Source organism: Nocardioides exalbidus (assembly GCF_900105585.1).
GTDB classification, from domain to species: Bacteria; Actinomycetota; Actinomycetes; order Propionibacteriales; family Nocardioidaceae; genus Nocardioides; species Nocardioides exalbidus.
On sequence record NZ_FNRT01000002.1, the window covers coordinates 634,336 to 657,870 of the forward strand.

Consider the following 23,535-nt stretch of genomic DNA (forward strand, 5'->3'; position numbering starts at 1 on the left):
CCACGACCGTCGGGAGGTGTCTCAACCCGCGACGGTGTAGCGGCCGCACATGAAGTCGCGGTTGCGGGCGACCTCCTCGAGCCGCAGGTCGACTGCCCGCGGGAGCACCGGTGCGCCCGCCCCGAGGGTGCAGGGGGCGTACTGGATCCAGACCTCGTCGAGGAGTCCGAGGTCGACGAGCTGGCCGACCAGCTCGCCGCCGCCCACCAGCCACACGTCCTTGTCCCCCGCGACCTCGACGGCCTGCGCGTGGACCTCGGCGATCGGCGCCTGCGTGAACGTCGTACCGGCCAGGGGGGCGAAGTCGCGGTGGGTCATCACGAAGTTGGGCAGCGTGCCCCACGGCTGGTCGCTGTCGTCGTGGTCGAGGACCCACTGGCAGGTCGTCGCGCCCATGATGCTCGCGCCGATGCGCTCGCGGAACGCGGTGTAGTGCATCGGTCCCGCCTCGTCGATGTCGCGCGAGAGCAGCCAGTCGAGGGAGTGGTCGGTGGTCGCGATGAAGCCGTCGAGGGAGCTTGCGGTGTAGTAGATCGTCGCCATGGCGCAAGCGTGGCACCGTCAGGCCGTCGGCGCTGCCGCCCGGACCGCCTCGGCGGCCCTGTCGGCGCGGTCGGGGTCGTCGTGGGCCACCCAGACGATGCGGGGGTCCTTGCGGAACCAGGCGTCCTGGCGGCGCGCGAAGCGACGGGTGGCGGCCTTGGTCTGCTCGACCGCCTCGGCGAGGGAACGGTCGCCGGCGAGGAATCCGACGACCTCGCGGTAGCCGATCGCGCGGTTCGCGGTGCGACCGTCCTGGAGCCCCCTCGCCAGCAGCGCCTCCACCTCCTCGACCAGCCCGTCGGCGAACATCTCCTCGACCCGCTGCTCGATCCGTGCGTCGAGGGTCGGCCGGTCGATGTCGACGCCGACCTGGACGGTCAGCGGGTCGGCGTACTCGAGCCTCGGGAGGCTCGCGCTGTAGGGCCGGCCGGTGAGCGCGACGACCTCCAGGGCGCGTACGACGCGGCGCCCGTTGTCGGGCAGGATCGCGGCGGCCGCCTCGGGGTCGACGCCCGCCAACCGCTCGTGGAGGGCGTGGCTGCCGATCCGCTCGAGCTCGGCCTCGAGCTCACGGCGCAGCGACTCGTCGGTGCCGGGGAACTCGAAGCGGTCGACGATGGCGCGGGTGTAGAGCGCCGAGCCACCGACCAGGACCGGCACGCGGTCGCGCTCGCGGATGTCGGCGATCGCGTCGCGGGCGAGGCCCTGGAACTCCGCGACCGTGGACGGCTCGGTGACCTCCCTCAGGTCGAGCAGGTGGTGCGGGACGCCGCGCCGCTCGGCCTCCGGGAGCTTGGCCGTGCCGATGTCCATGCCCCGGTAGACCTGCATCGCGTCGGTGTTGACCACCTCGCCGCCGAGGCGCTCGGCGAGGTCGAGGGACAGGCCCGTCTTGCCCGACGCCGTGGCCCCGACGAGGGCGACGATGGGCTGGGGCATGGGCACATTGTCCATGTCTGGCTACCCTTTTGGACGTCGGAGTCACCGTCCCGTGGGGGCGGACCGGCATCCCTCGAGGAGGCAGCACATGTCGTTCCTGGACAAGGCCAAGGACAAGCTCACCAAGGCGGTCGACGACCACGGCGACAAGATCGCCGACGGCATCGACAAGGCCGGCGCGTTCGCCAACGAGAAGACCGGCGGCAAGCACGCCGACAAGATCGACCAGGCCACCGGCAAGGCGCGCGACGCGCTCGACAAGCTGGACGGCAAGGACGACGACATCCCGCCGGCGACGCCGGCTCCCTGAGTCCCTAGGGTCGGCCGGGTGAGCTTCTCCCTCGTCCCGGCCTCCTACGTCTACCTCCTCCGGGGCTCGGGCCCCGACACCGAGGTCCTGCTCCAGCTGCGCCAGGGCACGCCCTACATGTCCGGTCACTGGGCAGCGGCGGCTGCCGGACACGTCGAGCGCGGCGAGACGGCCTGGGACGCCGCGCGCCGCGAGGCGCTGGAGGAGCTCGGCGTGGGCGACGTCGCCCTCGAGTTCGCCTTCACCATGCAGCGCACCGCGCACGCGGACGCGATCGACGAGCGCGTCGACTGGTTCTTCACCGCCCGCTCGTGGAGCGGCGAGCCGCGGATCATGGAGCCGGAGAAGTGCGCGGCGATCGAGTGGTTCCCGCTCGCCTCGCTCCCGGAGCCGACGGTGCCGCACGAGGCGTACGCCCTCTCACAGCTCGGGTCGGGAGCGGCGTACCTCACCTTCGGCTGGTCCTCCCCGTCTGACCCCGTCTGACCCGCTCGGGGGTGGTCAGGCTTGACCGGGCGCGGCAGGATCGCGGGATGAGCGACGAGCACCTGGCCCCGATGCCCACGCCCGCCAGCGAGGACCCGCAGCTGCTGCCCGGCGGCGTCGACGCCGACGCGCTGCACACCGACCCCGCCGACGACGGGCTCGGGCGCGACCTGAGCCCCGACGACAACCCCGCGGTCGACGACGTGCTCCCGGAGGAGGTCGCCGAGGCCGACGACAAGACGCAGGAGCCGGACGGCTCCGACGACGAGGAGTCGGGGACGACCGAGTCGCCCTCCGCCGGCCAGGAGGCCGAGGACGGGTCGCCGGAGCCTCCTGCCTGAGGTCCGCCTCTCCCCTTCGCCGTCCCCGCGGCAGCAGCCGCCGGGACTCCACGCGCCGAACCTCAGCCGAGGTGCTCGCGTGCGAGCCGCTCGCCCAGGTCCGCGAGGAGGCGGGCGGGCTCGCGCAGGCAGGTGTCGAGGTCGGGCTCCACGTCGGTGAGGGCGTACGCCGACCCGATGCCGGCGGCGACCAGCTGGTCGGGCGAGAGCAGGCGGCGACCGCAGACGGCGACGACCGGTGCACCCGCCAGGCCGGCGGCCGAGGAGACCCCGACCGGAGCCTTGCCGCGCAGGCTCTGCTCGTCCAGCGAGCCCTCGCCGGTGACGACGAGGTCGGTGCCGACGACGCGGTCGGCGAAGCCGAGGAGGTCCAGCATCAGCTCGATGCCGGGCCGGAGCTCGGCGCCCAGGACCGCGACGAGACCGAAGCCCACGCCGCCGGCCGCGCCGGCACCGGGCACGGAGCGGAGGTCGCGGCCGGTCGCGGCGGCGACCAGGTCGGCCCACTCGCCGAGCCGCGCGTCGAGGACCGCGACGTCCTCGGGGGTCGCACCCTTCTGCGGGGCGTAGACCGCCGCGGCCCCCTCGGGGCCGGTCAGCGGGTTGTCCACGTCGCAGGCGACGACCACCCGCGTGGCGGCCAGCGCCGGATGGAGACCCGACAGGTCGAGACCGTCATCGGTGCGGGCACCGAGGGCCTCGAGCAGCCCCCGGCCGCCGTCCGTGCTCGCGCTGCCGCCGATCCCGACCACGAGCTCCCGGCACCCGGCGTCGAGCGCGGCCACCATCGCCTCGCCGAGCCCGCGGCTCGACGCAGCCAGAGGGGCCGGCACCCCGCCGGGCAGCCGGACCAGCCCACAGGCGTCGGCCATCTCGACGACGCCCACCGACCCCCGGCGTGCGTAGGAGGTCGCCACGGGTTCGCCGGTCGGGCCGCGGACCTCGACGCCGACCCGCGCGAAGCCGCTCGCGACGGCGGCGTCGACGGTCCCGTCCCCACCGTCGGCGACCGGCAGGCAGTCGATCCGGGCGTCGGGACGGACGCGCCGCAGTCCTGACGCGAGAGCGGCGGCGACGCCCTCGGCCGACAGCGAGCCCTTGAACTTGTCGGGGGCGAGCAGGACGCGCGTCATGCCGGCGGCGCCGCCGAGGAGTCGCGCACCACGAGCTCGGCACCGACGGTGCGGCGGCGCGGCCGGGCGCCCGGCTCCTTGAGCGCGAGCAGGAGCGCCTGCTCCCCCATCTCGCCCATCGGCAACCGGACGGTCGTGAGCGAGGGAGCGAGGTCGCCGGCCACGGCGACGTCGTCGAAGCCGGTGACCGAGACCTGGCCGGGCACCGAGATGCCGCGCGCGCGGAGCGCCGAGAGCACGCCGATCGCCATGTCGTCGTTGAGCGCCATCACTGCAGTGGTCCCCGGGTGCTCGTCGAGGATCTCCTCGACGGCGACCTTGCCGCCGGCGCGGGTGAAGTCCGCCTCCACGACGGGCACGTCGCCGAACGCCAGGCCCGCCGCGGCGAACGCCTCTCCCACGCCCGCGATGCGGTCCGCGACCGTCGTCAGCGAGAGCGAGCCGGTGGCCACGGCGATGCGGCGGTGGCCGAGGTCGAGCAGGTGCTGGGCGATCGCGCGGGCACCCTCGGTGTTGTCGGGGAGCACCGCGTCGACGCCGAGGTGGTGCCGCCCGATGACCGCGACCCGCCCGCCCGAGCGCCGGAAGGCCTGCAGCTCGACCTTCGCCGCTGCCTGCAGGCTCGGGTCGACCAGGCCGGAGCCGGCGATGATGATCGCGCCGACCCGGTTGGCGATCAGCGTCCGGAGCTGGGCCAGCTCGCGCTCGGGGTCACGACCGGTGTGGCAGATCTGGACGGTCAGGCCCTCGCGGGCGCCGACGCCGAGGACCCCGCTCGCGATCTCGGAGAAGTAGGGGTCGCCGATCTCGTGCACGACGAGCCCGACGGACCGCGTCGGACCACCGGCGAGGCTGCGCGCGTGCATGTTGGCGACGTAGCCCAGGTCGGCGGCCACGTCGCGCACCCGCTGGGCCACGGTCGCGCTGACACCCGGCGACCCGGACAGGCTGCGCGAGGCGGTCGCGATGGAGACCCCCGCCGCCGCGGCCACGTCCTGGAGTCGCAGCGTCGCTGCCCGCTCCCTGCTGCTCATCCGTCCCCCTCGTGACGCTGCACCGATCGTCGCGCCCCTGGCCCGGAGTGGGCCCGGAGTGGGCCCGGACCGGATCCGGACAGTTCCGGATGTGACCCTTGCCACATCTCCGGCGTCGTGCCTACAGTAGCCGAAAGCGCTTACGAAAGCGCTTACGCGTTGGACACGAGGAGTGACATGAAGGTCAAGACCCCCTACCGCGTGGCCGGACTCGCGATGGCCTCCTGCCTCGCGCTGAGCGCCTGCATGAGCTCCGGTGCAGGCGGCGACGCGGCCGATGACGGCACCGGTCCGATCCAGATCGGCATCTCGCTCCCGCTCACGGGAGACTTCTCCGAGCCCGGCAAGGGCGTGCAGCGCGGCTACGAGGCCTGGGCCGCCTACGTCAACGACAACGGCGGCCTCCTCGGCCGCGACGTCGAGCTCACGATCCTCGACGACCAGTCCAACGCCGACCGGGTCGCCGCCGACTACGAGAAGCTCATCAACTCCGACGGCGTCGACCTGATCTTCGGCCCCTTCTCCACCCGCCTCGTCGTCCCGGCCGCGCAGGTCGCGCAGGACTACGGCTTCCTCTTCGTCGAGCCGGCCGGTGCCGCCGAGGAGGTCTTCACCCAGGGCTTCGACAACCTCTTCTACGCCGCGCCCGCGGTCGCCAACGACCACTACGACTACCTCGCCGACGCCATCGAGGCTATGCCCGAGGCCGAGCGGCCGAAGACCGCGGCCTACGCCTCGATGGACGACCCGTTCGCGATGGGCACCGCCTACGGCCTCAAGGACCGTCTCGAGGAGATGGGCGTCGAGACGGTCGTCGACGAGGTCTACCCGCCCAACACGACCGACTTCGGGTCGATCGCGGCGAAGATCGCGGACAGCGACGCCGACGTCGTGGTCGGCGGCACGCAGTACCAGGACGCCGTCAACATGATCGTCGCGCTCCAGCAGCTCGACTACCAGCCGAAGATGGCGGCCTTCTCGACCGCGCCAACCAACCCGGAGTTCCCCGAGGCGATCGGCAAGACCGAGGGGATCCTCTCCCCCACCGGCTACACCCCCGACGCGACCTACCCCACCAACCAGGAGTTCGTCGACTACTACACCGAGATGCACGGCAACCCGCCGGCCGAGGACGAGGCCAACGCCTGGACCACCGGCCAGGTCGTGGCCGCCGCCGTCGAGGCCGTCGAGTGCGCCAGCCCCGACCCCGAGTGCCAGGGCCAGCTCATCGACTGGCTGCGCGACAACGAGGTCGAGACCGTCGTCGGCCCGCTGACGTGGGACGCCGAGGGCCGGCCGCAGGGCGCGCACCTGATCCAGCAGTACGTCGACGGGAAGATCCGCATCGTGCTGCCCGAGGACGCCAAGGAGGCCGACCTCATCGTGGCGAAGCCGAGCTGGTGACCCGCGACCCCCACGTTCCCGCACACGTCCCCGACCGTTAGGCGACCTCGATGTCCCTGTTCGTCCAAAGCCTGGTGCTGGGCATCCTGCTGGGTGGGCTCTACGCCCTGCTGGCAGCCGGCCTCACCCTCTACTTCGGCGTGATGCGCGTGGTGATGATCGCGCACTCGGCGTTCCTCATCCTCGCGGCCTACCTCGCCTGGTGGTTCACCAACCAGACCGGCCTCGACCCGCTGTTCTCGCTCGCGCTGACCGTGCCGCTCTTCTTCGGGATGGGCGTCTTCATGCAGCGGGTGCTCATCAGCCGGCTCCGCCCCGCGACGCTGACGATGATGTCGGTGCTGCTGACCTTCTCGATCGCGCTGGTGATCGAGGGGACGCTCGGCTTCGTCTTCAGCGGCACCCAGCGCCGGATCCGCCTCGACTACGGCGGCGCCAACTTCGAGGTGCTCGGCGCCAACGTCGCCGTCGTGAAGCTGATCGCCTTCGGCCTCGCCGTCGTCTCCCTCGCGGCGCTCTTCCTCCTGATGAAGAAGACGCAGTTCGGGCAGGCGCTGCGGGCCACCATCCAGCACCCCGAGGCCGCCCGGCTCATCGGCATCAACACCGAGCGCGTCGCGGGCTACGGCTTCGGCCTCGGCCTCGCGACCGCCGCCATCGGCGGCACCGCGCTCGCCCTGGACTCCACGTTCTACCCCTCGCTCCACTGGCACTGGATCGGGCCCCTGATGGCGATCATCGTCGTTGGCGGCCTCGGCAGCATCCCGGGTGCGGCCATCGCCGCGATGGTGCTCGGCATGGGCCAGGCCCTGCTGCAGATCCCGCTCGGAACGACGTGGGCCCAGACGTTCTTCTACATCGCGTTGTTCGCCACCTTGATGGTGCGACCGCAGGGATTCTTCGGAGGTCGTCTTGCCCAGCGCTTCTGACACCAGCCACGACGTGCCCACCACCGTGCCCGCCAGGGCCGGCACCCGTCGTACGTCACTCGTCCTCAAGGCCGTCGGCCTGGTCGCCCTGGCCGCCGCGGTCCTGTCCTTCCCGTCCGTGGCGGCCAACCCGTTCATCCTCTCGGTGGGCGTCGTGATCATGAGCTACGCGGTACTCGCGACCTCGTGGAACTTCGTCGGCGGCTTCACCGGCTACATCTCGCTCGGCCATGCCGCCTACTCCGGTCTCGGCGGCTACGCCACCGGACTGCTCGTCATCCACACCGGCATCAACCCGTGGCTCGGCATGCTGCTCGCCGGCCTGGTCGTCGCGGCCCTCGCGGTGCCCATCGGCATCGCCAGCCTCCGCGTCCGGGGCGCGTCGTTCGTGATCGTGTCCATCGCGCTGGTGCTGATCCTGCTGCTGGTCTTCCAGTCGTGGGGCTCCTTCACCGGCGGCTCCAACGGCCTCCGGGTGCCGCGGCCCTTCGGACCCGAGGTGCTCCGTCCCGAGCAGCACGAGCGGTTCTTCTACCTGCACGCCGCACTGCTCGCCGTCGCCCTGCTGGTGTGGTGGCTGATCGACCGCTCGCGCTTCGGCATGGGCCTCAAGGCCATCCGCGAGGACGAGGACAAGGCGCAGGCGCTCGGCGTCCCGACCTTCACCTACAAGCTGATCGCCTTCGTGGTCTCGGCGTTCTTCACCGCCCTCGGAGGTGGGCTCTACGCCCTGTGGTTCGGCTTCCTCGACCCGATCTTCCAGTTCTCGATCCTGGTCGGCTCCTACATGGTGCTGATGAGCCTGCTCGGCGGCATCCGGAGCCTCTTCGGCCCGCTGCTCGGCGCGGTGATCGTGGGCTACGCGGTCGAGTACTTCAAGAACCAGTACGGCGACACCCAGTTCCACCTCGTCGCCATGGGCGTCCTGCTCGCCCTCGTCGTGCTCTTCATGCCCGACGGGATCATCCCGGCCGTGGCCAACCTGGTCGACCGGTTCCGCCCCCAGCAGGCCTCTATCCGCGAGGTCACGCAGGCCGAGCTCGCCGAGCAGCGTCGTACGACGTCCGCAGAGGCAGCAGCGCCGGCGGACGACGACGCCCCGGACCGCAGCGCCGACGACACCGTCACGGAAGGAGCCCGGTCATGACCGCCACGGCACCCGCGCGCCCGGAGACCACCAGCCTCGCCACCGTCGGGCTCACCAAGCGGTTCGGCGGCGTCACCGCCGTCGACGGCGCCACGGTGAGCTTCCACCACGGCAAGGTCAACGCCCTGATCGGGCCCAACGGCTCGGGCAAGACGACCTTCTTCAACTGCGTCACCGGGATGATCCGGCCCGACGAGGGCACTGTCACCTATCGCGACGCCGACATCACCGGGAAGGCGCCGCACCGGATCGCACGGGCCGGTGTCGGGCGCAGCTTCCAGCTGTGCCGGGTCTTCCCGCGGATGACGGTCATGGAGAACATGCTGGTCGCCGTGCGCTCGACGTCGCTGCGCCGCCAGCTGTCGTCGGCCCGCAACGCCGAGGAGCTGGACCGGGCGCGCGGCCTGCTGGCCCGCGTCGGCATCGAGCACCTCGAGCACTCGTTGGCCCGCGACATCTCCTACGGCCAGCAGAAGCTGCTCGAGCTGGCCGGCGTGCTGATGGCCGACCCCGAGACGATCATGCTCGACGAGCCCGCCGGCGGCGTGAACCCGGCGCTCATCGACCGGATCGCCACGCTCGTCCGCTCGCTCAACGCCGAGGGCAAGACGTTCATCGTCGTCGAGCACAACATGGAGCTGGTCATGGGCCTCTCCGACCACGTCGTGGTCTTCGACCGCGGCCGCCCGATCTGCGAGGGCACCCCGTCGGTCGTGCAGAGCGACCCCCGAGTCCTGGAGGCCTACCTTGGCATCTGACAACGCCACCGACTACCTGCTCGAGCTCGACGACGTGCAGGCCGGCTACGGCCGGGCGGCCCTCGTGCTGCGTGGCCTCACCGTGAAGGTCCCGCCGGCCACCGTCGTCTGCCTCGTCGGGCCCAACGGTGCCGGCAAGTCCACCGTGCTGAAGGTCGCGAGCGGCATGCTCACGCCCCGCTCGGGCACGATCCGCGTGGCCGGCAAGGACGTCACGAAGAACTCCCCGCAGCAGATGCTCGCGGCCGGGCTCTCCCACGTGCTGCAGGGCCACAGCGTCTTCAAGGAGATGACGGTCGAGGAGAACGTCCGCCTCGGCGCCTACTCGGTGAAGGACAAGGGCGAGGTCAACGACCGCATCGACTTCGTCAAGACCCTCTTCCCCGTGGTCGCGGAGAGATGGGGCGCGCTGGCCGGCGCGCTCTCCGGGGGCCAGCAGAAGCAGGTGGAGTTCGCCCGCTCGCTGATGGTCAGCCCGCAGGTCGTCCTGCTCGACGAGCCGTCGATGGGCCTCGACCCCAAGGCGACCGGGACCGTCTTCGAACAGGTCGTGCGGATGCGCGACGCCGGCACCGCCGTGCTGCTCGTCGAGCAGAACGCCCGTCGCGCCCTGGAGACCGCCGACCTCGGCTGCGTCCTCGACCTCGGCAAGGTCCACATCTCCGGTCCGGCCGACGAGCTCCTCCGCGACCCCCAGCTCGCCGAGCTCTACCTCGGCGGCCGTCCGGCCGCGGCGCCCACCACGTGACGTACGCGCGCCGACCAGCCGCCAGCCCAACCGCACCCCACCACCGACCCGACAAGTCCGACCTCGACGTGAGGACCCCACATGCCTGACCAGACCTATCGCATCCTGATGAACGGCGTCACCGGCCGCATGGGATACCGCCAGCACCTGCTGCGCTCGATCCTGGCCCTCCGCGACGACGGCGGCATCCCGCTGCCCAACGGCACCCGGCTCCAGGTGGAGCCGGTGCTGCTCGGCCGCAACCCCGACAAGCTGGCGCGGCTCGCCGACCAGCACCAGATCGCGGACTGGTCGACCGACCTCGACACCGCGCTCGCCGAGGACCCGGCCCCGATCTACTTCGACTCCCAGGTCACGAGCGAGCGCAAGAAGGCGATCCTCAAGGCGGCCGCCGCCGGCAAGCACGTCTTCACCGAGAAGCCGATCGCCGAGACCGTCGCCGAGGGCCAGGAGCTCGTCGACGCCGCCGAGAAGTCCGGCATCATCAACGGGGTCGTGCACGACAAGCTCTACCTGCCGGGCCTGATGAAGCTCAAGCGCCTCGTCGACTCCGGCTACTTCGGCCGCATCCTCTCGGTCCGCGGCGAGTTCGGCTACTGGGTCTTCGAGGGCGACTACCTGCCCGCCCAGCGGCCCAGCTGGAACTACCGCGCCGAGGACGGCGGCGGGATGGTGCTCGACATGTTCTGCCACTGGAACTACGTCCTGGAGAACCTCTTCGGCGCCGTCGAGGCGGTCACCGCGAAGGCTGTCACCCACATCCCGGAGCGCTGGGACGAGCAGGGCGAGCGGTACGACGCCACGGCGGACGACGCGGCCTACGCCATCTTCGAGCTGGCCGGCGGCATCATCGCCCAGGTCAACTCCTCCTGGGCGGTGCGCGTCGAGCGCAAGGAGCTCGTCGAGTTCCAGGTCGACGGCACCGACGGCTCGGCGGTCGCCGGTCTCTTCAACTGCCGCATCCAGCCGCGCGAGTCCACCCCGATGCCGGTCTGGAACCCCGACCTCCCCACGACCGAGGACTTCCGCGGCCAGTGGCGCGAGATCCCCGACAACCAGGCGTTCGGCAACGGCTTCCGCGCCCAGTGGGAGCAATACCTGCTCGACGTCCACGCCGGTCGGCCGCACCGCTACGACTTCGCCGCCGGCGTGCGCGGGCTCGAGCTCGTCGACGCCGGCCTGCAGTCCTCCCGCGAGGGCCGGCGGGTGACCCTGCGATGAGCGCCTCCTTGCTGGGGGCGTCGGTCGACGTGCCCCTCGCCGGTGGCGGGTGGGAGACGGTCAGGCTCCACGAGCCCCGGCAGTGGAAGGACCACCCCCAGGCCTTCGAGCAGCGGGTCGCCTTCGCCGCCGCTCACGTGGTCGCCGACCCGCGCGGCGAGAACGTCCCGGGCGCCCCGGCGGTCGTCGACTGGGAGGGCACGCTCGCCTTCCGGCGCGAGCTCTTCCGCCATGGTTTCGGGGTCGCCGAGGCGATGGACACCGCCCAGCGCAACATGGGCCTCGACTGGCCGGCCGTCCAGGAGCTCGTCCGGCGCAGCGCCGAGCAGGCGCGCGAGTACGACGCCCGCATCGCGTCGGGCGCCGGCACGGACCACGCCCCCGGGGCGAGCTCGCTCGACGAGGTGCGCGCGGCCTACGCCGAGCAGGTGGAGTTCGTCGAGTCGACCGGCTCGCAGGTGATCCTGATGGCCTCGCGCCAGCTGGCCGCCGTCGCCGCCGGACCCGACGACTACCTGTCGGTCTACTCCGGGCTGCTCGGCCAGGTCCGCGAACCGGTGATCCTGCACTGGCTCGGCGAGGCATTCGACCCGCAGCTCGCGGGCTACTGGGGCTCGACCGACGTCGACGCCGCGACCGAGACGTTCCTCGACCTCGTCACCGCCCACGCCGACCAGGTCGACGGGGTCAAGGTGTCGCTGCTGTCGGCCGACCACGAGACCGGGCTGCGCGCCCGCCTCCCCGCAGGAGTGCGCCTCTACACCGGCGACGACTTCAACTACCCCGAGCTCATCCGGGGCGACGGCACGCACCACTCGGACGCCCTGCTCGGCGCGTTCGCCGCCGTTGCGCCCGCGGCGTCGGCGGCGCTCACCGCGCTCGACGAGGGCGACCTGGCCACCTACGACGCCGAGATGGCGCCGACGCTGCCGCTGTCCCGCCACGTCTTCGAGGCACCCACCTACTACTACAAGACCGGCATCGCGTTCCTGTCGTGGCTCGCAGGCCACCAGCCCGGCTTCGCGATGGTCGGCGGGCTCCAGTCGGCGCGCAGCGCGGTCCACCTCGGCCGGCTCTTCGCGCTCGCGAACGACGCCCGGCTGCTGCCCGACCCGGAGCTGGCCGCGCACCGGATGCGGACCTGGCTCGACGGAGCGGGGCTCGCCCGATGACCGCCGTGACGACCGAGCTCGACGTCCCCTCCGGTGCGCCCGCGCGGGTCGAGACTCCCGCCCCCGGCGACCCGCGGCTGGCCCGGCTCTCGCTCAACCAGAAGACGGTCGACGGCTGGGGGCTGCGCGAGGCCATCGACGGCTGCGTCGCGGCCGGGCTGCCGGCGATCGGCACCTGGCGCGAGCCCGTCGCCGACGTCGGCCTCGAGACCGCCGCCCGCTGGGTGCGCGAGGCTGGCCTGCGGGTCTCCTCGGTGTGCCGCGGCGGCTTCTTCACCGGCGCCGGCGACCTGTCGCAGGCCGCGCGGCACGACGACAACCGGCGCGCGCTCGACGAGGCCGCCGCCCTCGGTGCGCCCTGCCTGGTGCTCGTTCCCGGAGGCCTGCCCGCCGGTGACCGCGACCTCGGGGCCGCCCGCTCCCGCGCCGCGGCTGCGGTCGAGGCGCTCGTGCCGCACGCCCTCGACGTCGGCGTCCGGCTGGCGATCGAGCCGATGCACCCGATCTTCGCCGCCGACCGCGGTGTGGTCTCGACGCTCGGCCAGGCGCTCGACATGGCCGAGCCGCTGCCGGTCGAGGCGGTCGGCGTCGTGGTCGACACCTTCCACGTCTGGTGGGAGCCCGGCGTCGAGGACCAGATCGCCCGCGCCGGCGCGCGCATCGCGTCCTACCAGGTGTGCGAGTGGATCACCCCGCTCCCGCCCGACGCGCTGCTCTCACGCGGGATGATGGGCGACGGCCACATCGACTTCCCCCGGCTCACCTCCCTCGTCGCGGCCGCCGGCTACACCGGCGACGTCGAGGTCGAGATCTTCAACGCCGACGTCTGGGCCGCCGACGGCCGCGCGGTCGTCGACACCCTCGCCCGACGCTACGTCGAGCTCGTGGAGCCGCACCTGTAGGCAGCTCCGCACCGTCCACCCTCGCACTCGGAAAGGTTCGTGGATCATGCACCCGAAGAACCGGATCGCCGCCGCCGGCGCCGTCCTCGCCCTGGCCGCCGGGCTCACGCCCGCCGTCGCCACCGGAGCGGGCGCCGCCCCGCCGGAGCAGTCGGACCTCGCTCGCCACGGACCGCGGGTCGCGGTCGTCGTACCGGGTGCGTCCCCGCGCCACTGGGACCCGCTGACGGACGACAAGTGGTCCTTCGACGGCAACCAGGTCGTGCTGACCGAGCCGGGCACCGCGCCGTCCGGTCCCCGCCGCCCGTTCGAGTACGCCGTCGTGACCAAGGGCCCCGAGCTGTCGTCCGTCGCGATCTCCGCACAGGTCCGGATCGACGAGGCCGTCGAGGTCACCAACCGTGACGTGATCATCGTGTGGAACTACCAGTCACCGACGAGGTTCCACTACGCGCACCTGTCGACCGACAACACGATCTACCCCCACAACGGGATCTTCGTCGTCGCCGACGCGGACCGGCTGCGCCTCGACGACCAGTGGGACCCGGCTGCCTCGCGAGGTGCGGCGCCCGCAATCACTGACGCCGAGTGGCACGACGTGCTCGTCACCCACGACACCCGCACCGGGCGGATCGAGGTCCGCCTCGACGGCGCCCGCGAGCCGCTGATGACGGCGACCGACACGACCCTGACCCGCGGCCGGATCGGCTTCGGCTCGTTCGACAACTTCGGCCGCGTGCGCCACGTCGGCGCCGTCGGCCTCGTCGCCCCCTGATCCCCGTCGGTCCCCCGGCCGTGCCGGGGGACCGACGAGGGCTGCCACGGCACCGGGCAAGGAATCGCGGCAGCAGTTGTCTCCAACCACCTCAACGATAGGGACACCACCATGCGCACCACCCGCGTATGGGTCGCTGCAGCCACCGCATCACTGGTGGCAGCGGCCCTCTCCCCCTGGGCCACCCCGGCCACGGCCGGCAGCTCGTCCGGACCCGGCGCTCCCCCGATCCCGCCGGACCCGAGGCCCTCCAGCCTCGGCCTCGTGCTCGAGGAGTACGCCCAGCTGCCGACGTCGGAGCCGACGCCCGCGCCGACCGACCCACGCCTCGTGCGGCACAACCGGATCAACTACGTCGGCGAGGTGCCGGACGGCTCCGGCCGCCTCTACGTGCCGGACCTCAACGGCCCGCTCTACCTGCTGCGCGACGGCGAGGAGACGACGTACCTCGACATCAAGGCGCGGTTCCCCGACTTCTTCTCCGGCCGCGGGATGGGCTCGGGCTTCGGCTTCGTCACCTTCCACCCGGAGTTCGCGGACAACGGCAAGTTCTACACCGTCCACTCCGAGAACCAGGACGCCATCGCGACGAAGACGCCGACCTACCCCAACCAGCCCAACGCGTTCGTGCAGAGCGTGGTGACCGAGTGGACGGCCGACGACCCCGCCGCCGACACCTTCACCGGCACCCAGCGCGAGATCTTCCGCTTCGGCTTCACCGAGCAGATCCACGCGATCCAGCAGATCGACTTCAACCCGACGGCGGAGCCGGGCGACGAGGACTACGGCCTGCTCTACCTCGCGGTCGGTGACGGCGGCAACGGCGTCCGCAGCGACGAGCCGCAGGACCTCTCCTCCCCCGCCGGCAAGATCCTGCGGATCGACCCCTTCGGCACCGACGGCCCCAACGGGCAGTACGGCGTCCCGGCGACCAACCCGTGGGCCGGCGAGGAGGGCGCCATCGGCGAGATCTGGGCGATCGGCATGCGTGACCCGCACCGGTTCAGCTGGGACCTCGGCGGCAAGAACGAGATGTACGTCGGCCACATCGGCCAGCGCGCCATCGAGGCGGTCTACCAGGCCGACGCCGGCGACGACTTCGGCTGGCCCGACGTGGAGTCGCGGCTGGACTACCAGAACGAGACGCAGTGCCGGCTCGACCCGATGACGCCGGAGCAGGCGGCGAAGGGCTACGACTTCCCGGTCGCGTCCTACGCCCACGACACCCCCGCCAACTGGAGCTGCAACGCCGACTCCGGCCACGCCATCTCCGGCGGCCTCGTCCACCGCGGCGACCTGCCGGGGCTGAAGGGCAAGTACGTCTTCGGCGACCTGGTCGAGGGCAAGGTCTTCTACACCGTCGCCTCGCAGATGAGCGACGACCGGGACCGTGAGGCCACGATCCACGAGATGCAGCTCTTCACGACCGACGGCCGGCGGGTGCGGATGCCCGACCTGGTCGGCGACGGTCGCATCGACCTGCGCTTCGGCACCGACTCCGAGCGCAACCTCTACCTGCTCTCCAAGGCCAACGGCACCATCTGGAAGGTCGTGGACACCACGCGGTCGCCCTGGCCCGACGAGGTTGAGCCGGCGCTGCGCAAGCACGTCGTCGCGGCCTACGACTTCGAGCACCCGTTCGCGGCCAACGATGCCTACGAGGAGGACCAGGGCGCCAGCCGCACCCTCGTCCAGCTCATCAACGGCGGCGACCGGATGCGCATCGACGACGGCGCCTACCCGGGGTCCAACAACTCGCTCCAGGTGCACAGCGCCGCCGAGTCGCCGACCGGGACGGCGTGGAAGGCCGGTGTCTACGAGGCGGACGCCGACGGGGTCGCCTCGCTCTCGCGCTTCAGCAACGCGAAGGGCACGACCGTCATGGGCTGGTTCAAGATGACCGGGCAGAACCCGACCGCCGGCTACAACGCCATCGGGCTGGCGGGCGTGCTCGCCGGCAACTCCGACGGCCACGGCGTCCGGGCCCTGCTGGAGCTGATCCAGGTCGACGGCGAGCTCAGGCTCGTGGCGCTGGGTCGTCGCCTCGACGACGGCAGCTCGTGGACGTACGCCGCCTCGCAGCCGTGGCAGGAGCTGCTGCCGCAGGGTGAGTGGGTCCACCTCGCGGCGACCTTCGACTTCGCCAAGGGCTCGATGCAGCTCTACCGCAACGGCAAGAAGGTGAAGGGCGCCTACACCGCGACCGACCCGTGGGCGGTCGACGGCACCGGCACGTCGGCGACCAACCCGCGGGGCATCAAGATCGGCGGCTCGTTCCCGCAGAACGGCACCGAGCGCAACCCGTGCAACTGCCGCATGGACGCGCTGATGTTCCTCGACGACGCGGCCTCCGCGTCCGAGGTGGCCCGCCAGTACCGTCGCTACCTCCGCTGATCACCGCTGGTCGAGCAGCGAGCGTGTCGAGACCGAGGTCGCACGATGGCCTCGGTTTCGACACGGGCGCAGGGCGCCCTGCTCGACCGGCGGGCGGAGCCTCAGCCGCAGGCGGGCGCCGGCGGCAGCGGAGCCGGCACGCCGACCGCGGGCATGCCGAGGCCGACGGACGAGGCGGCGGGAGGTGCGGACGTACGCCGCTCCCAGGCGTCACCGGCACGGGTGCGGCGCACGGACCGGATCGCGCCGTCGGCGACGAGGTGGTGCGGCGCGGCGTAGGTGACCTCGACGGTCACCATGTCGCCGGGGCGCACCGAGTCGGCATCGACCGCGGAGAAGTCGGCGGCGAAGTGCACGAGCCGGTTGTCGCGGGCGCGACCGGAGAGCCGGTGGGTGGCGGAGTCCTTGCGACCCTCGCCCTCGGCGACCATGAGCTCGACGGTGCGACCCACGAGCGCCTTGTTCTCCGACCAGGAGATCTCCTCGACGACCTCGACGAGCCGCTGGTAGCGATCCTTCACGACCTCCGGGGAGACCTGGTCGTCGAGGACGGCGGCAGGCGTGCCGGGGCGCTTGGAGTACTGGAAGGTGAAGGCGGCCGAGAAGCGGGCGGCGCGGACCACGTCGAGGGTGGCCTGGAAGTCCTCCTCGGTCTCGCCCGGGAAGCCGACGATGATGTCGGTGGTGATCGCGGCGTCGGGGATCGCGGCGCGCACGCGCTCGATGATCCCGAGGTACTTCGACTGGCGGTAGGAGCGGCGCATGTCGCGCAGCACCTTGTCGGAGCCGGACTGCAGCGGCATGTGCAGCGACGGCATCACGTTGGGCGTCTCGGCCATCGCCTCGATGACGTCGTCGGTGAACTCCGCCGGGTGCGGTGAGGTGAAGCGGACCCGCTCGAGGCCCTCGATCCCGCCGCACGCACGCAGCAGCTTCGAGAACGCTTGGCGGTCGCCGAACTCGACGCCGTAGGCGTTGACGTTCTGGCCCAGCAGGGTGACCTCGGTGACGCCCTCGGCGACCAGCGCCTCGACCTCGGCGAGGATCTCGCCGGGCCGGCGGTCCTTCTCCTTGCCGCGCAGCGCCGGGACGATGCAGAACGTGCAGGTGTTGTTGCACCCGACCGACACCGACACCCAGGCGGCGTAGGCCGACTCCCGCTTGGTCGGCAGCGTCGAGGGGAAGACCGAGAGCGACTCCAGGATCTCGACCTGGGCCTCCTCCTGCACCCGTGCCCGCTCGAGCAGGACCGGCAGCGAGCCGATGTTGTGGGTGCCGAAGACGACGTCGACCCACGGTGCCCGCTGGGTGATGGTGTCGCGATCCTTCTGCGCAAGGCAGCCGCCGACGGCGATCTGCATCCCCGGGTTCCTCGCCTTGACCGGGGCGAGGTGGCCGAGGTTGCCGTAGAGCTTGTTGTCGGCGTTCTCCCGCACAGCGCACGTGTTGAACACGACGACGTCGGCCTGCTCGTCCGCCGGGGCCCTGACGTAGCCCGCGTCCTCGAGCAGCCCGCTGAGGCGCTCGGAGTCGTGCACGTTCATCTGGCAGCCGTGCGTCTTCACCTCGTAGGTGCGCGCAGGAGCGTCGGCGGCGGTCTCGGCAGCGGTCTCGGCGGTGGTTTCAGCGGTGGAGGTCATGGCCGGACCAGCGTACGGCGCGCTCCGGAGGCGGCAGGAATCCCGAGGGGATCCCGATGCGCGGGGTGGACCGCGGATTCCGTGGTCATTTCTCCCCCCGACAGGTGGGCGCGGTCTAGTCCATGAGGGTTGTTACGTAGTCCATTCGAGTGGTTTGGAACAGACTCACGGGCGTTTCGCCACAACCGTCCCTCAAGATCGTCTTGTTAATCCACAAATCGGTAACAGTGTGAACCACGGGATCCGGGCCCGCGAGCACTGAGCCATCACCGCCCGGGAGAAGCCATGACGCACGGATGCGCAGTGGACCGTTCCAACACCGCACGGATCGCGGTCTCCACGTTGATCGGACTGGTTGTTACCGTCCTGTTCCTCAGCCTGTTCCCGGGCACCGCCCACGCTTCCGCGAAGCAGGGCAAGAAGGACCGCCAGATCGCGGTCCGCGGCACGCTCGCCTCGCTCCCGCCCATCGTGCAGCCCGGCGCCACCGCCGCCGCCCCGCAGAACACCGGCAGCATCCTCGCCACCTTCACCCCGGCCAACCCCGGCCAGAAGGTCACCCTCGAGCGCAGGACGGCCAAGGGCTGGAAGACGTACGCCACCGCGACCGAGGACGCCTGGGGCTCGGCGGCCTTCGCGCCGCGCCAGGGCACCTACCGCGCGTACACCACCTCCGGCGGCCGCATGTGGGTCACCGGCACCGTCACCACGAAGCGCTGGACCCCCGAGTTCGAGGACACCTTCTCCGGCGCCGGCCTCGACCCGGCCGTGTGGAACGACCAGAAGCGCGAGCACGAGAGCGTCTACGCCCCCCGCACCTGCGCCCGCACCGACCCGGCCGCCCGCCGCGTCGAGGGTGGCGTGCTCAAGCTCGGCGTCGCCGCCGACCCGGCCTACGCCGGCCAGACCTGCGACTACGTCTCCAAGGGCGTCGCCGGCCAGAGCACCTACATGCTCAACAGCCAGGTCGCCACCGAGTACACCCGCTCCTTCCGCCACGGCATCGTGGCCGCCCGCATGAAGCCCCAGCGCTCCAAGGGCATGCACTCCGGCTTCTGGCTGCTCCCCAACGGCACGAAGTACGTCGACGGCCAGCCCGCCGGTGGCACCGAGATCGACGTGATGGAGTTCTTCGGCGAGTCCGGCCGCGGCACCGACACCATCGGCTCGCACGTCCACTACTACGAGGCCAACTGGTCCAAGGTCAGCCTGGGCGACTACTTCCCCACCGCCCGCCGCGCGCTCACCTCTGGCAAGGACTGGTGGGACGAGTTCCACGTGTTCTCGGTCGAGTGGACCGCCCACGAGTACATCTTCCGCGTCGACGGCCGCGAGTACTACCGCGAGTCGAAGGCCGTCTCGCAGGTCCCGCAGTACCTCGTCTTCTCGAACCTCACCTCCGACTACGAGCTGAAGAACCTGAGCGCGGACAAGTTCGGCGACACCGCGCAGGTCGACTGGGTGCGCGTCTTCGACGCCACCTCGCGCGCCGCGTCGAAGGTCACCGTCGGCCGCAGGATCGCCTGACCATGACGACGCAGCCGATCCACCCGGTCCGGCCTCCTGTCGGCCGTCCGCTCCTGCCGGCGCCTAGGCTCGCGGCCATGCCCCGCCTGCACGCGCTCGAGCTGCTGCCCGACGAGGCCGGCTGCGACGTCGTACGTCGTGACTGGCAGGCGCTGCGCGACGCGGGCCTGCCCTCGCAGCTCGACCACCGCGGCTCCACCAACAGCCCGCACGTGACGCTCGCCGCGGCCCCCGGCATCGAGGCCGACACCCGGCAGCTCGCCGCCGCGCTGTTCACCGACCTCCTGCCGACCGGCGTGCGCACGTCCGGGATCGCACTCCTCGGCGGCGGAGAGCGCGTCACGCTGGTCCGGCTCGTCACGGTGCCCGACGCCCTGACCCGCTCCGCGCTGGAGCTCCGCTCGGCGATGCCCTCGGTCGAGCACCTCGGGTGGCTCCCCCACATCACGCTGGCCCGCCGGCTCGACCGGTCGGACGTGGCGCGGGCCTTCTCCGTCATCGCCCGCGGCGACGTCACGATCACCCTCTCCTCGCTGCGCCACTGGGATCCGGACGCCGGAATCGTCACCTTTTTGTAATAGCCCGTTGTGACCATGCTCAATGGCCCTTCGCGCTGACCTGCCGATAGGTTCCTCCTATGACCGCGCAGGAAACGGCCCCCGTCAGTGCCGGCCGGGGTGAGCCCCTCGTCGTGCTGAGCGGAGTCCAGAAGCACTTCGGACAGCTGCACGCCCTCAAGGACATCGAGCTCACCGTCAAGCGCGGCGAGGTCGTCGTGGTGATCGGTCCGTCGGGCTCCGGCAAGTCGACGCTCTGCCGCACGATCAACCGGCTCGAGACCATCGACGAGGGCTCGATCACCCTCGACGGGCAGCCGCTGCCGCAGGAGGGCAAGGCCCTCGCGGCGCTGCGTGCCGAAGTCGGCATGGTGTTCCAGAGCTTCAACCTCTTCGCCCACAAGACGATCCTGGAGAACGTCACGCTCGGGCCGATCAAGGTGCGCGGGGTCGGCAAGGCCGAGGCGGAGAAGAAGGCGCGCGAGCTCCTCGACCGCGTCGGCGTGGGCCACCAGGCGGAGAAGTACCCCGCGCAGCTCTCCGGCGGCCAGCAGCAGCGCGTGGCGATCGCCCGCGCCCTGGCCATGGAGCCGAAGGTGATGCTCTTCGACGAGCCGACCTCCGCGCTCGACCCGGAGATGATCAAGGAGGTCCTCGACGTGATGGTCGACCTCGCCGAGCAGGGCATGACCATGGTCGTGGTCACCCACGAGATGGGCTTCGCCCGCACCGCCGCGCACCGCGTCGTCTTCATGGCCGACGGCGCGATCGTCGAGGAGAACACCCCGGAGGAGTTCTTCACCCACCCGAGCTCGGACCGCGCGAAGGACTTCCTCGGGAAGATCCTCAAGCACTGAGCTCCCTCGTCTCGGGAACACCGCACCACCCCATCCCCAGAAACCCCAGACGGCCTCGGGCCGCCCAACGAAGGAGAGCAAGGATGAGATTCACCAGGACCAAGGCGATCATCGCCACGGCGGGATTGGCCCTGTCGCTCGCCGCTTGCGGCGACGCCGGCGGCGACTCCGAGGGAGCAGACGTCGAGGTCGCCGACAACGCGTCCGACAGCTTCGACGACGGCACCCGGATGAAGGAGCTCGCCGACGCGGGCACCATCAAGATCGGCGTGAAGTACGACCAGCCCGGCCTCGGGTTCAAGGACGCAGCGTCCGACACCCCGACCGGCTTCGACGTCGAGATGGCCAAGCAGCTGGCCGCGAGCCTCGGCATCACCGGCGACGGCATCGAGTGGGTCGAGACGATCTCCGACAACCGCGAGCCCTTCCTCGAGGACGGCACCGTCGACCTCGTGCTTGCCTCGTACTCGATCACCGACGACCGCCGCAAGGTCGTCGGCCAGGCCGGCCCCTACCTCCTCACCGGCCAGCAGCTGCTGGTGCCCGAGGACAGCGACGTCGAGTCGACCGCCGACCTCGCGGGCCAGGAGGTCTGCTCGGTGACGGGCTCCACGTCGCTGGAGAACGCGAAGGCCGAGGGCATGAAGCCCGTCGGCTTCGACACCTACTCCGAGTGCGTGGAGAAGGTGCTCGACGGCACCGTCGAGGCGATGACCACCGACGGCACGATCCTCGCCGGCTACGCCGCGCAGAACGAGGGCCAGCTGAAGGTCGTCGGTGAGCCGTTCTCCGAGGAGCGCATCGGCGTCGGCTACGCCATCGACCGTCCGGAGATGTGCCAGTGGATCGTCGACACGATCACCGCTGCCTACGACGACGGCAAGTACGAGGAGGCGTTCAACGCCACGCTCGGCCCCTCGGGCGTCGAGGTGCCGGAGCTCCCCGAGATGGACGCCTGCGCGTGACGTCTCGCTGAACGATCCCCGAGCCGGGGCCCGGGTCCGCCCGGGCCCCGGCTCGACACCAGCCACACCTCGTACGACCTGCCAGCCGCCCACCCCACCAGCCCGGAAGGAGCCGCGTGAACGCCGTACTCGACAGTCCGGACGTGTACCTGAAGGCCTTCGGCTACACCGTGTTCCTGTTCCTCGTCTCCGGGCTCTTCTCGGTGATCCTCGGGACCGTGCTGGTCGCCATGCGCGTCGGCCCGGTCTCCGTGCTGAGCAAGGCCGCGACCGTCTACATCTCGACGGTCCGCAACACCCCGCTGGTGATGATCTTCCTGTTCTTCCAGCTCGGCGCACCGAAGGTGTTCCAGACGCTGCGCTTCACCTGGGTCGACATCCACATCGGGACCTACGACTTCACCTCGTTCTTCTCCGCCGCCGTGGTCGCGCTGACGCTCTACACGTCCTGCTTCGTGTGCGAGTCGTTGCGCGCCGGCATCAACGCCGTACCCCTCGGCCAGGCCGAGGCCGCCCGCGCGATCGGCCTGCCGTTCGCCGGCGTGATGCGCCAGGTGATCCTGCCGCAGGCCTTCCGCGCCTCGGTGCCGCCGCTGGCGAGCACGCTGATCGCCCTCCTCAAGAACACCTCCGTGGCCGGCGTCTTCGGCGTGATCGAGGCCGCCGCGCAGATGAAGTCGTACACCAACGACTTCGCCAGCGAGCGCACCGGCATCTTCATCATGTTCGCGCTGGGCTACGTCGTCCTGGTCGAGATCGTCTCCGTGGTCGCGACCTTCCTCGAGCGTCGTTGGAGGATCGCCTGATGGCCGCCGGAGTCCTGTTCGACGCGCCGGGTCCGGCGACCCGGGCCCGTCACCGCGCCTACGGCATCGCGACCGTCGTCGCGCTCGTCGTCCTCCTCGGCTGGGTGCTCTGGCGCTTCAGCGAGACCGGCCAGTTCGAGTACGCCAAGTGGGAGCCGTTCGTCACCCCGCGCTACATACAGGCGATCCTGGTCGACGGCCTGCTCGTCACCCTCCAGATGGCTGCCAGCGCGATCGTCGGCGCCATCGTGTTCGGACTGATCTTCGGCATCGGCAAGCTGAGCGACCACGCCTGGGTGCGGTGGCCCTGCTGGCTCGTCGTGGAGTTCTTCCGCGCCGTGCCGGTGATCCTGCTGATCGTCTTCGTCTTCTACTCCGTCGTCAGCGGGATGGACGAGCTCTCGCGCCGCACCTACTGGGCCGTCGTCATCGCGCTGACCCTCTACAACGGCGCCGTGCTCGCGGAGGTCTTCCGCGCCGGCATCAACGCCGTGCCGAAGGGCCAGGCAGAGGCGGCGTACGCCCTCGGCATGCGCAAGTACCAGGTGATGTCGCTCATCCTGCTCCCGCAGGCGGTGAAGATCATGATCCCGGCGATCATCAGCCAGATGATCGTGGCGCTCAAGGACACCAGCCTCGGCTACGTCGTCGCCGGACTCGGACTCACCCGGGTCGCCAAGGCGATCTACCCGCAGTTCGCCAACCACGTGCCGACGATCATCGTCATCGCCGCGATCTACATCGTCGTCAACCTGCTGCTGACCTGGCTCGCGACGTGGGTGCAGAAGAAGCTCGTCGGTGAGCGGAAGATCCTCGAGGTCGGCATGGTCGGCGAGGACAAGGTCGGCGCGTCGGCGCCCTTCTACAAGGGCGACACCGGCGGCGGACCCGTCTAGCGCTTCACTCCGTCCAGCGCTTCTCGAGCGGTCGCGTCCTCGCGGGCTCGG

General features: G+C 71.2%; 24 protein-coding genes. 19 read left to right on the forward strand and 5 right to left on the reverse strand.

Going from position 1 to position 23,535, the window contains the following annotated elements; translation table 11 throughout:
- Window positions 1-21 precede the first annotated feature (21 nt).
- Both BLV76_RS03390 and miaA read right to left on the reverse strand, forming a co-directional pair.
- Complete coding sequence (locus BLV76_RS03390; protein ID WP_090967871.1) at window positions 22-543, reverse strand: dihydrofolate reductase family protein; 522 nt, start codon at window positions 541-543, stop codon at window positions 22-24.
- A gap of 18 nt (window positions 544-561) precedes the next feature.
- A complete protein-coding gene (gene miaA / locus BLV76_RS03395) occupies window positions 562-1,482 on the reverse strand; it encodes a tRNA (adenosine(37)-N6)-dimethylallyltransferase MiaA (protein WP_090967872.1) in 921 nt (306 codons plus the stop codon).
- Window positions 1,483-1,570: 88 nt separating this feature from the next.
- Between miaA and BLV76_RS03400 the strand changes: the two genes are divergently transcribed.
- From BLV76_RS03400 to BLV76_RS03410, 3 genes are read left to right on the forward strand one after another with little or no spacing between them, the layout of a single operon-like run.
- Window positions 1,571-1,792: an antitoxin gene (locus BLV76_RS03400; protein WP_090967873.1), complete on the forward strand. Its 222-nt coding sequence runs from the start codon at window positions 1,571-1,573 to the stop codon at window positions 1,790-1,792.
- Between the two features lie 18 nt (window positions 1,793-1,810).
- Window positions 1,811-2,278 carry an NUDIX hydrolase gene (locus tag BLV76_RS03405; protein WP_090967874.1) on the forward strand — a complete coding sequence of 156 codons (468 nt, stop codon included), beginning with the start codon at window positions 1,811-1,813 and terminating at the stop codon, window positions 2,276-2,278.
- A gap of 47 nt (window positions 2,279-2,325) precedes the next feature.
- Entirely contained in the window at window positions 2,326-2,619 is a 294-nt protein-coding gene (locus BLV76_RS03410) for a hypothetical protein (protein WP_090967875.1), read from the forward strand.
- Window positions 2,620-2,681: 62 nt separating this feature from the next.
- Here the strand turns inward: BLV76_RS03410 and BLV76_RS03415 are convergent, their stop codons facing one another.
- Entirely contained in the window at window positions 2,682-3,752 is a 1,071-nt protein-coding gene (locus BLV76_RS03415) for a glycerate kinase (RefSeq protein ID WP_090967876.1), read from the reverse strand.
- The gene (locus BLV76_RS03420; protein WP_090967877.1) at window positions 3,749-4,786 is read right to left on the reverse strand and encodes a LacI family DNA-binding transcriptional regulator; all 1,038 of its coding nucleotides are present in this window, start codon (window positions 4,784-4,786) and stop codon (window positions 3,749-3,751) included. The genes BLV76_RS03415 and BLV76_RS03420 overlap by 4 nt, the downstream gene beginning before the upstream one ends.
- A 177-nt stretch (window positions 4,787-4,963) precedes the next feature.
- Between BLV76_RS03420 and BLV76_RS03425 the strand changes: the two genes are divergently transcribed.
- From BLV76_RS03425 to BLV76_RS03470, 10 genes are all read left to right on the forward strand, one after another.
- Window positions 4,964-6,190 carry an amino acid ABC transporter substrate-binding protein gene (locus BLV76_RS03425; RefSeq protein ID WP_217630247.1) on the forward strand — a complete coding sequence of 409 codons (1,227 nt, stop codon included), beginning with the start codon at window positions 4,964-4,966 and terminating at the stop codon, window positions 6,188-6,190.
- Window positions 6,191-6,240: 50 nt separating this feature from the next.
- Window positions 6,241-7,119, forward strand: coding sequence for a branched-chain amino acid ABC transporter permease (locus tag BLV76_RS03430; protein ID WP_090967878.1), 879 nt, complete (start codon window positions 6,241-6,243; stop codon window positions 7,117-7,119).
- The gene (locus BLV76_RS03435) at window positions 7,103-8,266 is read left to right on the forward strand and encodes a branched-chain amino acid ABC transporter permease (RefSeq protein ID WP_245734522.1); all 1,164 of its coding nucleotides are present in this window, start codon (window positions 7,103-7,105) and stop codon (window positions 8,264-8,266) included. Before BLV76_RS03430 ends, BLV76_RS03435 begins: the two co-directional genes overlap by 17 nt.
- On the forward strand, window positions 8,263-9,024 hold the full coding sequence (locus BLV76_RS03440; RefSeq protein ID WP_090967879.1) for an ABC transporter ATP-binding protein: 762 nt from the start codon (window positions 8,263-8,265) through the stop codon (window positions 9,022-9,024). Before BLV76_RS03435 ends, BLV76_RS03440 begins: the two co-directional genes overlap by 4 nt.
- Window positions 9,014-9,772: an ABC transporter ATP-binding protein gene (locus tag BLV76_RS03445; RefSeq protein WP_090967880.1), complete on the forward strand. Its 759-nt coding sequence runs from the start codon at window positions 9,014-9,016 to the stop codon at window positions 9,770-9,772. Before BLV76_RS03440 ends, BLV76_RS03445 begins: the two co-directional genes overlap by 11 nt.
- A gap of 81 nt (window positions 9,773-9,853) precedes the next feature.
- A complete protein-coding gene (locus tag BLV76_RS03450) occupies window positions 9,854-10,993 on the forward strand; it encodes a Gfo/Idh/MocA family protein (RefSeq protein ID WP_175539552.1) in 1,140 nt (379 codons plus the stop codon).
- On the forward strand, window positions 10,990-12,165 hold the full coding sequence (locus BLV76_RS03455) for a dihydrodipicolinate synthase family protein (RefSeq protein WP_090967881.1): 1,176 nt from the start codon (window positions 10,990-10,992) through the stop codon (window positions 12,163-12,165). The genes BLV76_RS03450 and BLV76_RS03455 overlap by 4 nt, the downstream gene beginning before the upstream one ends.
- Window positions 12,162-13,067: a sugar phosphate isomerase/epimerase family protein gene (locus tag BLV76_RS03460; RefSeq protein ID WP_090967882.1), complete on the forward strand. Its 906-nt coding sequence runs from the start codon at window positions 12,162-12,164 to the stop codon at window positions 13,065-13,067. The genes BLV76_RS03455 and BLV76_RS03460 overlap by 4 nt, the downstream gene beginning before the upstream one ends.
- 46 nt (window positions 13,068-13,113) lie before the next feature.
- A complete protein-coding gene (locus BLV76_RS03465; protein ID WP_175539553.1) occupies window positions 13,114-13,842 on the forward strand; it encodes a hypothetical protein in 729 nt (242 codons plus the stop codon).
- 111 nt (window positions 13,843-13,953) lie between these two features.
- Complete coding sequence (locus BLV76_RS03470) at window positions 13,954-16,236, forward strand: PQQ-dependent sugar dehydrogenase (RefSeq protein ID WP_090967883.1); 2,283 nt, start codon at window positions 13,954-13,956, stop codon at window positions 16,234-16,236.
- A gap of 101 nt (window positions 16,237-16,337) precedes the next feature.
- Here BLV76_RS03470 and miaB read toward each other — a convergent pair whose 3' ends face one another.
- Complete coding sequence (gene miaB / locus BLV76_RS03475) at window positions 16,338-17,876, reverse strand: tRNA (N6-isopentenyl adenosine(37)-C2)-methylthiotransferase MiaB (protein WP_090967884.1); 1,539 nt, start codon at window positions 17,874-17,876, stop codon at window positions 16,338-16,340.
- A gap of 303 nt (window positions 17,877-18,179) precedes the next feature.
- On the opposite strand from miaB, the gene BLV76_RS03480 reads away from it, so the two are divergent.
- The 6 genes from BLV76_RS03480 to BLV76_RS03505 all read left to right on the forward strand — a co-directional run bounded on the left by BLV76_RS03480 (window position 18,180) and on the right by BLV76_RS03505 (window position 23,484).
- On the forward strand, window positions 18,180-19,403 hold the full coding sequence (locus BLV76_RS03480) for a glycoside hydrolase family 16 protein (protein WP_139306457.1): 1,224 nt from the start codon (window positions 18,180-18,182) through the stop codon (window positions 19,401-19,403).
- A 77-nt stretch (window positions 19,404-19,480) separates the two neighbouring features.
- Window positions 19,481-19,981, forward strand: coding sequence for a 2'-5' RNA ligase family protein (locus tag BLV76_RS03485; protein ID WP_139306458.1), 501 nt, complete (start codon window positions 19,481-19,483; stop codon window positions 19,979-19,981).
- A gap of 59 nt (window positions 19,982-20,040) precedes the next feature.
- Complete coding sequence (locus BLV76_RS03490; RefSeq protein ID WP_090967887.1) at window positions 20,041-20,817, forward strand: amino acid ABC transporter ATP-binding protein; 777 nt, start codon at window positions 20,041-20,043, stop codon at window positions 20,815-20,817.
- An 83-nt stretch (window positions 20,818-20,900) separates the two neighbouring features.
- Window positions 20,901-21,782 carry a glutamate ABC transporter substrate-binding protein gene (locus tag BLV76_RS03495; protein WP_090967888.1) on the forward strand — a complete coding sequence of 294 codons (882 nt, stop codon included), beginning with the start codon at window positions 20,901-20,903 and terminating at the stop codon, window positions 21,780-21,782.
- Window positions 21,783-21,925: 143 nt separating this feature from the next.
- A complete protein-coding gene (locus BLV76_RS03500) occupies window positions 21,926-22,588 on the forward strand; it encodes an amino acid ABC transporter permease (protein ID WP_217630248.1) in 663 nt (220 codons plus the stop codon).
- A complete protein-coding gene (locus BLV76_RS03505; protein ID WP_090967889.1) occupies window positions 22,588-23,484 on the forward strand; it encodes an amino acid ABC transporter permease in 897 nt (298 codons plus the stop codon). Before BLV76_RS03500 ends, BLV76_RS03505 begins: the two co-directional genes overlap by 1 nt.
- The last annotated feature ends 51 nt before the right edge of the window (window positions 23,485-23,535 follow it).

What these genes read in the sequence shown, in the direction of transcription:
- BLV76_RS03470 (WP_090967883.1), top strand. Translation starts at nt 13,954, where the DNA reads ATGCGCACCACCCGCGTATGGGTCGCTGCAGCCACCGCATCACTGGTG.
- miaB (WP_090967884.1), bottom strand. Translation starts at nt 17,876, where the DNA reads ATGACCTCCACCGCTGAAACCACCGCCGAGACCGCTGCCGAGACCGCC.
- BLV76_RS03440 (WP_090967879.1), top strand. Translation starts at nt 8,263, where the DNA reads ATGACCGCCACGGCACCCGCGCGCCCGGAGACCACCAGCCTCGCCACC.
- BLV76_RS03485 (WP_139306458.1), top strand. Translation starts at nt 19,481, where the DNA reads ATGCCCCGCCTGCACGCGCTCGAGCTGCTGCCCGACGAGGCCGGCTGC.
- BLV76_RS03455 (WP_090967881.1), top strand. Translation starts at nt 10,990, where the DNA reads ATGAGCGCCTCCTTGCTGGGGGCGTCGGTCGACGTGCCCCTCGCCGGT.
- BLV76_RS03420 (WP_090967877.1), bottom strand. Translation starts at nt 4,786, where the DNA reads ATGAGCAGCAGGGAGCGGGCAGCGACGCTGCGACTCCAGGACGTGGCC.
- BLV76_RS03465 (WP_175539553.1), top strand. Translation starts at nt 13,114, where the DNA reads ATGCACCCGAAGAACCGGATCGCCGCCGCCGGCGCCGTCCTCGCCCTG.
- BLV76_RS03410 (WP_090967875.1), top strand. Translation starts at nt 2,326, where the DNA reads ATGAGCGACGAGCACCTGGCCCCGATGCCCACGCCCGCCAGCGAGGAC.
- BLV76_RS03430 (WP_090967878.1), top strand. Translation starts at nt 6,241, where the DNA reads ATGTCCCTGTTCGTCCAAAGCCTGGTGCTGGGCATCCTGCTGGGTGGG.
- BLV76_RS03425 (WP_217630247.1), top strand. Translation starts at nt 4,964, where the DNA reads ATGAAGGTCAAGACCCCCTACCGCGTGGCCGGACTCGCGATGGCCTCC.
- BLV76_RS03490 (WP_090967887.1), top strand. Translation starts at nt 20,041, where the DNA reads ATGACCGCGCAGGAAACGGCCCCCGTCAGTGCCGGCCGGGGTGAGCCC.
- BLV76_RS03400 (WP_090967873.1), top strand. Translation starts at nt 1,571, where the DNA reads ATGTCGTTCCTGGACAAGGCCAAGGACAAGCTCACCAAGGCGGTCGAC.
- BLV76_RS03460 (WP_090967882.1), top strand. Translation starts at nt 12,162, where the DNA reads ATGACCGCCGTGACGACCGAGCTCGACGTCCCCTCCGGTGCGCCCGCG.
- BLV76_RS03415 (WP_090967876.1), bottom strand. Translation starts at nt 3,752, where the DNA reads ATGACGCGCGTCCTGCTCGCCCCCGACAAGTTCAAGGGCTCGCTGTCG.
- BLV76_RS03495 (WP_090967888.1), top strand. Translation starts at nt 20,901, where the DNA reads ATGAGATTCACCAGGACCAAGGCGATCATCGCCACGGCGGGATTGGCC.
- BLV76_RS03450 (WP_175539552.1), top strand. Translation starts at nt 9,854, where the DNA reads ATGCCTGACCAGACCTATCGCATCCTGATGAACGGCGTCACCGGCCGC.
- BLV76_RS03505 (WP_090967889.1), top strand. Translation starts at nt 22,588, where the DNA reads ATGGCCGCCGGAGTCCTGTTCGACGCGCCGGGTCCGGCGACCCGGGCC.
- miaA (WP_090967872.1), bottom strand. Translation starts at nt 1,482, where the DNA reads ATGCCCCAGCCCATCGTCGCCCTCGTCGGGGCCACGGCGTCGGGCAAG.
- BLV76_RS03390 (WP_090967871.1), bottom strand. Translation starts at nt 543, where the DNA reads ATGGCGACGATCTACTACACCGCAAGCTCCCTCGACGGCTTCATCGCG.